The 12,882-nt window shown below is 59.0% G+C and carries 13 protein-coding genes; all 13 read right to left on the reverse strand.

Annotated features, from left to right (window positions below; all coding sequences use genetic code 11):
- Positions 1-30: 30 nt before the first annotated feature.
- Positions 31-1,413: an NADPH-dependent glutamate synthase gene (gene gltA, locus J5441_04580; protein MBO4934430.1), complete on the reverse strand. Its 1,383-nt coding sequence runs from the start codon at positions 1,411-1,413 to the stop codon at positions 31-33.
- On the reverse strand, positions 1,413-2,255 hold the full coding sequence (locus tag J5441_04585) for a sulfide/dihydroorotate dehydrogenase-like FAD/NAD-binding protein (GenBank protein ID MBO4934431.1): 843 nt from the start codon (positions 2,253-2,255) through the stop codon (positions 1,413-1,415). Before J5441_04585 ends, gltA begins: the two co-directional genes overlap by 1 nt.
- A complete protein-coding gene (gene rfbD, locus J5441_04590) occupies positions 2,239-3,120 on the reverse strand; it encodes a dTDP-4-dehydrorhamnose reductase (GenBank protein MBO4934432.1) in 882 nt (293 codons plus the stop codon). Before rfbD ends, J5441_04585 begins: the two co-directional genes overlap by 17 nt.
- Before the next feature lie 13 nt (positions 3,121-3,133).
- Entirely contained in the window at positions 3,134-4,153 is a 1,020-nt protein-coding gene (rfbB, locus tag J5441_04595; protein MBO4934433.1) for a dTDP-glucose 4,6-dehydratase, read from the reverse strand.
- Between the two features lie 28 nt (positions 4,154-4,181).
- On the reverse strand, positions 4,182-4,748 hold the full coding sequence (rfbC, locus tag J5441_04600) for a dTDP-4-dehydrorhamnose 3,5-epimerase (protein MBO4934434.1): 567 nt from the start codon (positions 4,746-4,748) through the stop codon (positions 4,182-4,184).
- A gap of 16 nt (positions 4,749-4,764) precedes the next feature.
- Positions 4,765-5,643: a glucose-1-phosphate thymidylyltransferase RfbA gene (rfbA, locus tag J5441_04605; GenBank protein MBO4934435.1), complete on the reverse strand. Its 879-nt coding sequence runs from the start codon at positions 5,641-5,643 to the stop codon at positions 4,765-4,767.
- Positions 5,640-6,623 (reverse strand): glycosyltransferase, encoded by a 984-nt coding sequence (locus J5441_04610; protein ID MBO4934436.1) that lies wholly within the window; start codon positions 6,621-6,623, stop codon positions 5,640-5,642. The genes rfbA and J5441_04610 overlap by 4 nt, the downstream gene beginning before the upstream one ends.
- Positions 6,623-7,864 (reverse strand): hypothetical protein, encoded by a 1,242-nt coding sequence (locus J5441_04615; protein MBO4934437.1) that lies wholly within the window; start codon positions 7,862-7,864, stop codon positions 6,623-6,625. The genes J5441_04610 and J5441_04615 overlap by 1 nt, the downstream gene beginning before the upstream one ends.
- Before the next feature lie 85 nt (positions 7,865-7,949).
- Positions 7,950-8,951 (reverse strand): WYL domain-containing protein, encoded by a 1,002-nt coding sequence (locus J5441_04620; GenBank protein MBO4934438.1) that lies wholly within the window; start codon positions 8,949-8,951, stop codon positions 7,950-7,952.
- Between the two features lie 13 nt (positions 8,952-8,964).
- Positions 8,965-9,909 carry a D-2-hydroxyacid dehydrogenase gene (locus J5441_04625; protein MBO4934439.1) on the reverse strand — a complete coding sequence of 315 codons (945 nt, stop codon included), beginning with the start codon at positions 9,907-9,909 and terminating at the stop codon, positions 8,965-8,967.
- Entirely contained in the window at positions 9,906-11,579 is a 1,674-nt protein-coding gene (gene recN, locus J5441_04630) for a DNA repair protein RecN (protein ID MBO4934440.1), read from the reverse strand. Before recN ends, J5441_04625 begins: the two co-directional genes overlap by 4 nt.
- Before the next feature lie 22 nt (positions 11,580-11,601).
- Complete coding sequence (gene argR, locus J5441_04635; protein MBO4934441.1) at positions 11,602-12,054, reverse strand: arginine repressor; 453 nt, start codon at positions 12,052-12,054, stop codon at positions 11,602-11,604.
- Between the two features lie 22 nt (positions 12,055-12,076).
- Entirely contained in the window at positions 12,077-12,880 is an 804-nt protein-coding gene (locus tag J5441_04640; GenBank protein MBO4934442.1) for an NAD(+)/NADH kinase, read from the reverse strand.
- Between the last annotated feature and the right edge of the window lie 2 nt (positions 12,881-12,882).

Genomic DNA, 12,882 nt, shown 5'->3' on the forward strand with positions numbered 1-12,882 from the left:
TGAAACGCGCCGTTATTATTACGCCTTTTATTATTTGCTCAACTTCTCGTGGATGGCGGCGGCGGCTTTTTTGCCCGCGCCCATCGCGAGGATGACCGTAGCCGCGCCGGTGACGGCGTCGCCTCCAGCGTAGACGTTCGGCTTGCTCGATTCCATCGTCTCTTCGTTGACGATTATGCAGCCGCGGCGGTTGGTGTCAAGTCCCGCGGTCGTGCTTCTGATGAGCGGGTTCGGCGTCGTGCCGAGCGCCATTATCACGGCGTTGACCGGAATGACGAAGTTGCTGCCCTGCTTCTCTACCGGACTGCGGCGGCCGCTTTCGTCCGGCTCGCCGAGCTCCATCTCGACGCACTCTATGCCGCTGACGCAGCCGTTGCCGTCGTCGAGCACGCGGACGGGGTTGGTCAGCATCTTAAAGTCGACGCCCTCCTCCTTGGCGTGGTGGACCTCTTCGACGCGGGCGGGCATTTCCGCCTCGCTCCTGCGGTAGATGATATAGACGTGATCGCTGCCCATGCGGAGCGCGCAGCGGGCGGCGTCCATCGCGACGTTGCCTCCGCCGACGACGGCGACGCTGCCGCCGCGCTTGATGGGCGTGTCGTATTCGTCCTTGTACGCTTTCATCAGGTTGATGCGCGTGAGGTATTCGTTGGCGGAATAGACGCCGTTGAGCGCCTCGCCCTCGATGCCCATGAACTTCGGCAGGCCCGCGCCGGTGCCGACGAAGACGGCGGAGTATTCGCCGCCGAGCAGCTCGTCGATCGTGACGGCTCTGCCGACGACGGCGTTGAGCTTGATCTCCACGCCGGAGGCCTCAAGCGCGTCGATCTCCGCCTTGACGATCTCCTTGGGCAGACGGAACTGCGGGATGCCGTAGACGAGCACGCCGCCGGCGACGTGGGACGCCTCGAAGATAGTGACCGAGTAACCGAGCTTCGCGAGCGCGCCCGCGCAGGTAAGACCCGCGGGGCCGGCGCCTACGACGGCGACCTTCTTGCCGTTGGGGGCGGCTTTTTCGCCGGCGTCCCCCTTGCCGAAGCAGTAGTCGGCGGCGAAGCGTTCAAGCCTGCCGATGCCGACCGGCTCCGCCTTTATGCCGCGCACGCACTTGCTCTCGCACTGGTTCTCCTGCGGGCAGACTCTGCCGCAGACAGCGGGCAGCGCGTTCGTTTCTTTTATCTTCGCGTAAGCGCCCTCGATATCCCCCGCCTTGATAAGCGAGATGAAGTCGGGGATGCGCACGCCGACGGGGCAGCCGCTGACGCAGGGGCTGTTTTTGCAGTTAAGGCAGCGTTCCGCCTCGCCCATCGCCATTTCCATGGTGTAGCCGAGGGCGACCTCTTCGAAGTTTTTGTTTCTGACGTCCGGATCCTGAACGGGCATCGGGCATTTGTTGGGTGTCATATTTGCCATTATTTGCCTCCCATGCCGAGACGGCACTTATGCGCTTCGACCGCGGCCTTTTCCTCCGCCTTGTAGAAGCCGTTTCTCCTCATCGCCTCGTCGAAGTCGACGAGGTGTCCGTCGAAGTCTGGGCCGTCGACGCAGGCGAACTTTACTTCGCCGCCGACGGTGACGCGGCAGCCGCCGCACATCCCCGTGCCGTCGATCATTACGGTGTTCATGCTGACGATGGTCTTTATGCCGTACTCCTTCGTGAGCTTGGAGACGAACTTCATCATCGGCAGCGGGCCGATGGCGATGACGGCGTCGTAGTCCGCGCCCTCCTCGATGTGCTTTTTCAGCTCGTCGGTGACGAAGCCCTTGTTGCCGTTGGAGCCGTCGTCGGTGGTTATGTAGAGGTTATCGCATACGGCGCGCATCTCGTCCTCGAGGATGACGATGCCGACGTTGCGGAAGCCCGCGATGATGTCCACCTTCGCGCCCATTTCGTGAAGCGCCTTCGCCTGCGGATACGCGATCGCGCATCCGAGTCCGCCGCCGATGACGGCGGCGCGCTTTATGCCCTCCAGCTCGGACGGTCTGCCGAGCGGGCCGACGACGTCGCGGAGGCAATCGCCCTCGTTCATTTCGCCGAGGCGCATCGTTGTCGCGCCGACCTCCTGGAATATGATCGTGACGGTCTGCCTTACGGCGTCGTGATCGGCGACGGTGAGGGGTATCCTCTCACCATGCTCGTCGATACGGAGCATGATGAACTGCCCCGCCTTCACCTTCGCGGCGACGAGCGGCGCTTCGATCTCCATCAGCACCGTGTTTTCGTTCAGGCGTTGTCTTTTAACGATTTTGTGCATAGCCGTATTCCCCCAGAATAAGTTTGACGTATCTGTCGAGCGCGTCCTGCCACGGCGGTAGCCGTTTGAAGCCGGCGTCGTCGAGCGCCTGCTTGGACATACGCGAGTTTTTCGGACGTTTCGCTGCCTGCGGGCGCATTTGCAGGTATTCCTCCGTGCTGATCGGCTTGACCTTCACGTCCGCGCCCGCGGCGTCGAAGATCGCCTGCGCGAACTCAGCCCAGCTGCAGTACCCCTCGTTCGTGGCGCAGTAGACTCCGTATTTCTCCGTCCGCACCATATCGGCGAGCAGGACGGCGAGGTCCGCGGTGTAGGTCGGAGAGCCGATCTGGTCGTCGACGACGGTCAGTTCCCCCCGCGTTTCGCCGAGCTTCAGCATCGTGCGGACGAAGTTGCCGCCGTTGACGCCGAACACCCACGAAATGCGGACGATGAAGAGCTTATCCGTCTGCTCGGCGGCGCGGAGCTCTCCGAGGTATTTGCTCTCGCCGTATTTGTTTATCGGCGCTTTCGGACTGTCGGGCGCGAAGGGTTCGCTTCCCTGCCCGTCGTAAACGTAGTCGGTGCTGATGTAGATCAGCTTTGCGCCGACGGCTTTGCACGCCTTCGCGATATTGCCGGTGCCTTCGGCGTTGACGGCGAAGCAGAGCTCCGTCGCCTCCTCCGCCTTATCGACGGCAGTGAACGCCGCGCAGTGCACGACCGCGTCCGGCGCGTAGGCGGTGACGTAATCCATTACCTGCGCCGCGTTCGTGAGGTCGAAATCCTCGATGTCGACGCCTTTGGCTTCTACGCCGCGCTTTTCAAGCTCCTTGACGACGTCGTAGCCGAGCTGGCCTTTGACGCCCGTAACCAATACTTTCATTTATATCGCTTCCTTATCTGCCGGAATACATCTTTTCGTAATAATTTTTATATTCGCCGTTGATGATGTTCTCCCACCACTTGCGGTTGTCGAGATACCACTGCACGGTGTACTTTATGCCGCTCTCGAAGTCGTGGGCGGGCTTCCAGCCGAGCTCGTCGACTATCTTCGTCGGGTCGATCGCGTAGCGCATATCGTGGCCGGGACGGTCGGTAACGTAGGTGATGAGCGACTCCGGCTTGCCGAGCTGTTTGAGTATCTCCTTGACGACCTCGAGGTTGGTCTTTTCGTTGTGGCCGCCGATGTTATAGACCTCGCCCACTCTGCCCTTATGTATGATAAGGTCGATCGCGGAGCAGTGATCCTCGACGAAGAGCCAGTCGCGGACGTTCTCGCCCTTGCCGTAGATCGGCAGCGGCTCGTCGGCGAGCGCGCGGGAGATTATCAGCGGTATGAGCTTCTCCGGGAAGTGATAGGGCCCGTAGTTGTTCGAGCAGCGCGAAATCGTCACCGGCAGCTTGTAGGTGCGGTGGTACGCCAGCACGAGCAGGTCCGCCGCCGCCTTTGACGCGGAGTACGGGCTGGAGGTGTGGATCGGCGTCGTCTCGGTGAAGAAAAGGTCCTTCCTGTCGAGCGGCAGGTCGCCGTAGACCTCGTCGGTGGATACCTGGTGATAGCGCTTGACGCCGTATTTGCGCGAGGCGTCCAGCAGCACCTGCGTACCCATGACGTTGGTCGCAAGGAAGAGCTCCGGCGTTTCGATCGAGCGGTCGACGTGCGACTCAGCCGCAAAGTTGACGACGATATCAAAGTTTTCCTTCTCGAACAGCTCATAGACGGCCTTGCGGTCGGCGATGTCCGCCTTAACGAAGGCGAAATTCGGGTTTTTCAGCGCCTCCTCGAGCGTTTCGAGGTTGCCGGCGTAGGTAAGCTTGTCGATGCAGACTATCTTGTAGTCCGGGTGCTCCCTGAGCATGTAGTAGATGAAATTCGAGCCGATAAAGCCGGCTCCTCCGGTGACGAGAATCTTCATAGCGTCTCCATTCCCCGCTTCAGCGGTTTTATTTGTTATAAACGAAGTTGCAGTCGCTGTCTTTGAGCAGCGGCGCTTTTCTGTCTTTTTCCGAAATAACCGGGTCGCAGTCAACCCACTGCCGCCAGTTTATGCCGATATCGGGGTCGTCGAATTTTACGGAGCGGTCGCAGTCGGGCGCGTAGTAGGCGTCAACCTTGTACTGCACCTCGACGTCGTCGGTCAGCGTAAGGAAGGCGTGACCAAACCCCTTGGGCAGGAACAGCTGCCTTTTATTCTCCTCCGAAAGCTCCACGCCGACGTACTTTTTGTAGTTTGGCGAGCCCTTGCGGAAATCGACGGCGACGTCGATTATCCTGCCGCGCGTGCAGCGGACGAGCTTCGTCTGCGCCATGGGGTTCATCTGGAAGTGCAGGCCGCGGAGCGTCCCCTTCTGCGCGGAGTAGGAGTGGTTATCCTGCACGAATTCGACGTCTATACCCGCTTCTTGCAAAACCTTTTTGGAGTAGGTCTCGGTGAACCAGCCGCGGTTGTCGCCGAACACTTTGGGCTCGATGATGAGCACGCCTTCAAGCTCTGTTTTGATTATTTCCATTACTAAGCGCTCTCCTTCAGTCTTTTATCTTGCCCTCGGCGACGTTCATAAGATGCTTGCCGTAGGGGGATTTTCCGTATCTGCGGGCCGCTTCCTTCAGCGTTTCGACGTCGATCCAACCGTTGTTGTAGGCGATCTCCTCGAGGGCGGCGATCTTCGTGCCCTGGCGGTTCTCGATGACGGAAACGTAGGAGGACGCCTCGAGCAGCGAGTCGACGGTGCCGGTGTCCAGCCACGCGTAGCCGCGGCCGAGCAGCTCGACGTTGAGGTTGCCTTTTTCGAGATATATGCGGTTGAGGTCGGTGATCTCAAGCTCGCCTCTGGCGCTGGGCTTCAGCGAAGAGGCGTATTCCGCCACCTTGTTGTCGTAGAAGTAAAGCCCGGTGACCGCGTAGTTCGAGGGCGGGTCTTTCGGCTTCTCGACGAGCGAAACGACCTTGCCGTTCTCGTCAAAGCCGGCGACGCCGAAGCGTTCCGGATCCTCGACGTAGTAGCCGAAGATGGTCGCGCCTTCGGTGCGCGAAGCCGCCTTTTTCAGGAGCTCCGCAAGACCGTTGCCGTAGAAGATGTTGTCGCCGAGTATCATCGCGCAGGTATCGCCGCCGATGAACTCTTTGCCGAGGATGAACGCCTGGGCGAGTCCGTCCGGCGAGGGCTGCTCCTTGTAGCTCAGGCGCACGCCGTAACTGCTGCCGTCGCCGAAAAGCTTCATGTAGTTCGGCAGATCGGTCGGCGTGGAGATAATGAGGATATCCCTTATACCCGCGAGCATGAGCGTCGACAGCGGATAAAACACCATCGGTTTGTCATAGACGGGCAAGAGCTGCTTGCTCGTCACCATCGTTATCGGGTATAACCTTGTGCCGCTTCCGCCGGCGAGAATGATCCCTTTCATAATGCGCTCCTTTTCAAAATTCTTTTATATGCAAGGTAATGTAAAAACGGAAAATGCAGATAGAGCAACTCGTAGAACATACGTCTGCCGATCCCGCCCGGCTTCATATTCATGAAATACTTGTGCAGCATCGGCGAGAAGCGTCTGACCTGCTTGCATCTCTCGAGATAAGCGATAGAAGCGTCGAGCCCTCCGCCGAGCGCGGAGTAGCCACGGCACATACGCGCTCCGCGCAGATGGTTCTGCTCAATGAGCGCGCGCCTGTATTCGAGGTAACCCTCGTAAGAAGCGTCGCCGCGGCTCTGCCTTATGACGTTGCCGGCGTAGTCGGTCACCGTGCCGTAGACGTTGCCCTCGTGGGCGCGGTAGTTCGTCAGCGCGGCGGGCATATAGATTATGCCCATAAGCTCCGCGGCGCAGAAGACGCTCACCCAGTCGTGCGCGAAGACGTCGCTCTTGAAGGGCAGCATCTTGCGCCTGACGGACGCGGTGAAAAGCTGCGAGCAGCCCGCGCAGAAATGCCGCACCGCGCACGCCTTTATCGCCGTGCCGGACAGCTTCGGGTAGCTTTTTTCCTTGAACCAGCTCTCGGAAATCACCTTGCCCTCCGCGTCGATACGGCGCATATCGGTATACGCCAGACTCTTGCCGGAGGTCTTGAGCACCGAAAGCATGATTTCAAGCTTGCCGGGCGCCCATACGTCGTCTTGATCCGCGAAAGCGACGTAGGGCGCGCTGCTCTGCATGAGCAGGAATTCAAAGTTGCGGACAAAACCGAGGTTGTGCTCCTGCTCGAAGAGCTTTACACGCGAGTCGTTGCGCGCGTATTCGCGGAGGATCTCCCTCGTGCCGTCCGACGACGCGTCGTCGCTGACAATCAGCGATATATCGGAGTGCGATTGACCGAGGATGCTGTCGATCAGCGGTCTTAAAAACCGCTCTCCGTTGTAAGTCGCAAGTAATACGTCGACCTTTTCCATTACGTCTCTTCTCCGTTATCGTATACAAAATGAAGTCTCACTATCCTGAGATCGTCCAATGCGCTGAAGGTGGTTTTTTCGAGGACCATACTATCGTTTTTCGCCGCGGCGTAGTGCAGATAATACGAAATGTCGACCGCCTTGCCGGTGGCGTACAGCAGATACTCCTTGACCGCCGCGTAATCACGCCTGCCGGCGAACTTCACGGTAACGTAATCCTCGCGCTTCTCAACGGCGGAAACGATGGAGACGCCTATCTTCTTGACGTCAAGCTCCGTATAGTATCCGCCGGTACGGTAAAACCAGTTGCAGGCGACGGCTTCGCTCTCGGGGTACTCCGCCCAGTCGTTCGGCTTATGCGAGGCGGTCATCTCCGCGCTCGTCACGCAGAAGTAATTGTGAGATACTGCGTTGCCTTCCTCTTCCGGCTCGCCCCATGTAATATCGGTGTAGTACCACTCGCCGTCAAGCAGGAGCATACTCCATTCGTGATTGTATTTCTCCCCGGTCTCGGCGTTTGTCACCGTACCGATTACCGACGTAGCGAATACGCCCATTCTGCGGAGCAGATACTGGTACGCGGCCGAGTATCCGGCGCAGACCGACTCGTGATTGATGAAGACGCTGACGATGCACTGACTGTCGTCCGTCAGCGGATCGTAACCGTCGCGGGAAACGATGACATCAGCGGTTTCGGTGTCATACTCCGTCGTATTGACTATGAAATCATGCGCGGCGAGCGCCTTGTCGTAGTCGCTCTTGTTCGCGTGCCTCTCAGCGAAGGCGTCGCAGACGGCGTCTATCTGCGCCGTCAGCTCCGCGACCTGCTCGCGTGTGTAGCGGTAGCGCGGCGTATACCTGCCGCCCATATAGAGCAGCGGCAGAAGATTTTCGTCATAATACAGGCCCGAGTTCGCCACCCAGAAAAGCTCCGGGCAATCGAGCAGCATCAGCTTGTTTATGCGTATCATATCCTTGACCGGAAGCGTAAGGCCGGTAACTTCATCGTCCATACGCTGATACGCCGCGAGCAGCAGCCGGTAGTTCAGCTGCTCCTCTTCGGACAGCTGATCATAATAAAACTTTCGCGTTCCGGTGCAGTCGATGACCGTTTCGCCCTTAGGGACGGTAACGCGGCGCAGGAAAGTCGCACTTCTGTTTATAAAGGAACAGCCTGACGCGCCGACGAGCAGCAGAAACGCGGCGAATAAAGCAGCCAGCTTTTTCCGATAAAAGCTCATTGGATTCCACCCGATATATTGATTATACCACCGTACGGCCCGCATTTCAATACAAATCCCGTACCGGAGACAAAAACCGCGGCTCTCAATAGAGCGCAGAAACCTCTTTTATCATATCCGAGTACGCGTTTTTCAGCGACTCGGGCGCGAGGACCCTGACCTTGCTTCCGAAGCCGAAGAGAAAGGCGAAAAACTGTGGACTGATCTTCGCTCTGACCCGCAGCTCGAAGGCGTCTTCACCGTGCTTCGAAACGCGGCAGTCCTCGCCGAAGCGGTCGACGACGAGGCCTATAAGCGAGTTGTCGAACAACAACAGGACGTTCTCCTCGGGACCGTTGAACATGCGGAAGGTACTGTCCATATATTTCGCAACGTCGAACTTCGCGATCTTGTCCGACTTTTCCGACGGCTTATCCGAAACGGACGGCTGCTCCATTTTGTCGACGCGGAAGTTCTTTATCACGTCGTCTGCGCCGTCGTAGCCGATGAGGTAGTAATACTCGTCGTCCCACACCAGTTCGCACGGCGTGATTTCGTAGTTCTTACCGTTACGGCGAAGAGTTCGCTTGACACGGCTCGCGCCGCCGAAGTCGGGCTTCCACTCGGCGTAGCGGAAGTTTATCATCCTTCCCGCCGAAATTGCGGAGTGGATGGCGTCAACATTGTAGAATATCCGCTCGTTGTGCGCACGGACGCGGTTCGGAACGTAGACGACGCGCTTCAGCTCACCCGCGCGGTATTCGCCCGCGAGAGACGCTATCTTTTTGATTATCCCCTGCGACTTCTTCTCCGTCAGGAACTTCGCCGCCGCGACCGCGTCGACGAGCAGCTTCAACTCCGGGAGATCGAACTCGCGTGAAGCGAGGTAATAACCGGATTGTTTACCTTTTACGTTGACAATATCCATTCCGAAATCACGGAGACATTCTATATCATCGTATATGCTTTTACGTTCGGCTGATATGCCGTTCTTATCAAGGTACGCTATCAAATCCTGAACGCTCGCGACGTGATCCTCGTCGGAGAAGCGTTCGAGGTATTCCTTGATATAAAGCAGTTTCAGTTTCTGATAGGGGTTTCTCGGCATCGGAGCGCTCCTTTCAGACCGCGTTCAGCGGGCTTCCCTCAAGGAAGCCGCGGAGGTTTTCTTCCACCTTTTCCATCAGGCGCACACGCGCCTCGTAGGTTCCCCACGCTATATGAGGGGTGATCGTGCAGTCTTCGCGTCCGAGAAGCGGACTGCCGGCAAACGGCGGCTCCTGCCTCATAACGTCGAGCAGAGCGCGGGATATCCTGCCGCTGTCGAGTCCGCGCGCGAGCGCCTCCTCGTCGACGACGCCGCCGCGCGAGGTATTGATTATGACGCAGCCGGGCTTGCATTTCGCTATGAAATCGTCGCAGACGTAGTTTGCCGTTTCCGCGTTCAGCGGACAGCAGAAGGCGATGTAATCTGAGTTTGCGGCGAGCTCGTCGCGCGAAACGAATTCATACGGGCAGTCCTTCTTCGTGCGGCTCGTGTAGATAACGCGCATACCGAAGGCGTCGGCTATCTTCGACACCGCCGCGCCGATGCTGCCCATGCCGACGACGCCGAAGGTCTTGCCGGCGAGCTCGTGCAGCGGCGTTTCGTAGAAGCAGAACTGAGGGCTTGAAGTCCACTTCCCCGCCTTCACGGCGGCGTTGTGTTCCGCAACGCCGTCCGTCGTTGAAAGGATCAGCGCGAATATGTGCTGCGCGACTGACATCGTACTGTACGCCGGCACGTTCGAGACGGTTATGCCGAGCGCGTGCGCGGTCTCAAGGTCGACGGCGTTCGTGCCGGTGCTGAGCAGACCGACGTATTTCACCGTCTTCATCCCGCGGAGTATCTCCGCGTCGAGCACGGTCTTGTTTATGATGAGAGCGTCCGCGCCTTCGCTGCGCGGGAGTATCTCCTCGCGCCTGCTGTAGTCGTAGACCTCGTATTCGCCGTATTTCGCGAGCCATTCCCACGAAAGATCGCCGGGGTTGGCGGAGTATCCGTCAAGCACGACCGTTTTCATTATTCCGCTCCTTCCGCACGCGCCTGCGAAAGCATCTCCGCGGCGCTCTCTCTGGTAACGTCGGTTATCCTGCTGCCGCCTATGATGCGGGCGAGCTCCTCCACCCTGCCGGCTTCGTCGAGCTCCCTGACGGAGGTGAACGTACCGCCGCCGACGACGTTTTTCTCTATCAAAAGATGGCGGTCGGCGTATGCGGCAATCTGCGCCAGGTGCGTTACCGCGAAGACCTGGCGGTCGCGGCTGACCTCCTTCATCTTTAACGCTATTTTGTCCGCGGCCCTGCCGCTGATGCCGGTATCAATCTCGTCGAAGATTATCGTGGCGACGTCGTCCTTCTCGGCGAGGGCTGTCTTGATCGCGAGCATTATGCGCGAAAGCTCGCCGCCCGACGCGATGCGGATTATCGGCTTCGGCGGCTCGCCCGGGTTGACGCTGATGAGGAATTCGCAGGTCTCAGCGCCGCCGGAGAAGTAATCGCACCCCGTCAGCTTCGCGTTAAAGACGACGTTCGGCATATCGAGGAACTTCAGCTGCGCGAGCACCTCGCGCTCGAATTTCGCGGCGGCGGCGCGGCGCTTTTCCGAAAGCGCGGCGGCGCGTTTTTTCAACTCCGCGAAAACGTTTTCGCGCTCGGCTTCAAGCTTTTTCAGCGCACCCTCGTAATCGCTGATAAGCCCCAGCTCCTCGTTTATCTTTTCGTAGTATTCCAGCACGGCGGCTTCGGAACCGCCGTATTTGTGCTTCATCTTATAGATGACGTCGAGGCGCTCCTCGACCTCGTCGACGCTCTCGCCCTCGTCCATCGAGTCGAGGAAGGACGAAACTCTGTCTGCGGCGTCGCGCAGCGAGAAATAAACCTCCTCCAGCTTCGCGGCTGTCTCCGCGAGCTCGGGTGAAACGGACGAAACGCCGTCGAGCAGCTGCCGCGAAAGGTAGACCGCGTCGACCGCGTTGAACTCCTCGCCGTCGCTGAGCTTTTCACGCGCCTCGGAGAGCGCGGAAACGATACGCTGTCTGTTGAGTATTAGCGCCTTGCGTGCGTTCAACTCGTCCTCTTCGCCGACGCGGATATTCGCCGCGGCGATTTCTTCGCACTGGAATGAAAGCAGTTCGAGCCGCTTCTCCCTGTCCTCGGATTTGCGGCGCAGGTCGTCGATCTTGTCTGTCAGCGCTGTGTATTCGGCGTATTTTTCGCCGTAGCTCTCAAGCTCGGGAGTGCAGTCCCCGATAGCGTCTATGTAATCCATGTGCCGCTCCGGAAGCATGAGCAGGCGGCTGTCGTGCTGGCCGTGGATGTCCACGAGCGCGGCGGCGCAGCCGCGGAGCGTCGCGGCGACGACGGGCCTGTCGTTTATGCGGCAGTAACTTTTGCCATCCGCGGTCACGTCGCGGCGAAAGAGCACCACGCCTTCGTCCGCGTCGATTCCCGCGTCTGCGAGAAAGCGCAGCGTCGCTTCGTCAACGTCGGTGAAGACGGCGGAGACGGACGCCTTCGCCTCTCCGGAGCGGATTATATCGCGGGTCGCCCTGCCGCCGAGGATGAGGTTTATGGAATCGACGAGGATGGATTTGCCCGCGCCTGTCTCGCCGGTCAGCACGTTGAAGCCGGCGGAAAAATCCACGTCGGCGGAGCGTATCACGGCGATATTCTCTATGTGAAGCGAGGAAAGCATACGCCCCCTCCTTTCGTTTGCGTCAGGAAATCAGCGTTTCAAGTTCGGATCTGAGGATCTCGGCGCGCTCGTTCGTGCGGAGAACGACGAATATGGTGTCGTCGCCGGCGATCGTGCCGACTATGTCGGGGTTCTTCATCGCGTCTATGAGCGAGCACAGGGCGTTAGCCATTCCGGGATAGCTCTTGATGACCACGATGTTCTGAGCGACGTCGGCTTTTATCATGGCTTCGGTAAAAAGCTTCGAGAACTTTTCGGGGTTGCCGAGCGCGTCGTCCCTCCCCGAAACGCCGTAGGCGTATTTTCCGGACGGGGTGCGGACTTTGACGAGATTAAGATCGTTGATGTCGCGGGAGACCGTCGCCTGCGTGACGTTGTATCCCTCTTCAAGAAGCGCCTTGCGCAGCTCCTGCTGAGTGCTTACCGTGCGGCTTTCGATAATTTCGAGGATCTTGACGTGTCTGGTCGGTTTCATGGTTTTCACTCCTCCGGTCATGTCAATTCAAGCCGAAAAGCTTGGTTTTGATTTTTTCGTAAAACGCCGTTTCATCCGGCGCGAGCAGTTCAAGGTACTTATCCGAACAACGCAGCACGACGCGGTCGCCATCCTGCAGCGGGACCGGCGCGTCTCCGTCAACGGTAAGAGTCGCTTCCCTGTCGCCGAGACCGACGACCCTCGCCGAAACCTCCGCGGTGTCCGGAAGCACGACCGACCTCGCGGTCAGCGTGTAGGGGCAGACAGGCGTGACGATTACGGAAGATACCTCCGGAGCGACTATCGGCCCGCCCGCAGACATGGAGTACGCGGTCGAACCGGTCGGAGTCGCGATTATGACTCCGTCGCCGCGCACAGTATATATTTCGCATCCGTCGACAGCGACCTCTATATCGATGATACGGGATATTCCGCCGCGGGAAACGACCGCTTCGTTCAGCGCAAAGCCGGAGCTGAGCAGTCCGCCGTCAGCGCCGAAAACTCCGAATTCCAGCAGCATACGCCTTTCTCTGTGCGCGTTCCGCAGCAACTGCGATACGCCGACGGCCTCGCGCTTTTCCGGCACCGTGAGAAAGCCTACCCTGCCGGTGTTCAGCGCAAGCACGGGGATCCCGCGCAGCGCGGCCTCCTTGCCGGCGTGAAGCACGGTACCGTCGCCTCCGACGACGACGCAGAGGTCGGCGTTTTCGCTCAGCCCCTTTTCCGTCACTACGGCTTCGTCGCCGGACGCGAGAAACAGCTCCCGCGCACGGTCAGCGGCGAGACGGCTGCGTTCGTTATTGTTGCATACTATCAAAGCTTTCATAT

This window comes from Clostridia bacterium (assembly GCA_017620395.1).
Taxonomy (GTDB): Bacteria; Bacillota; Clostridia; order Oscillospirales; family RGIG8002; genus RGIG8002.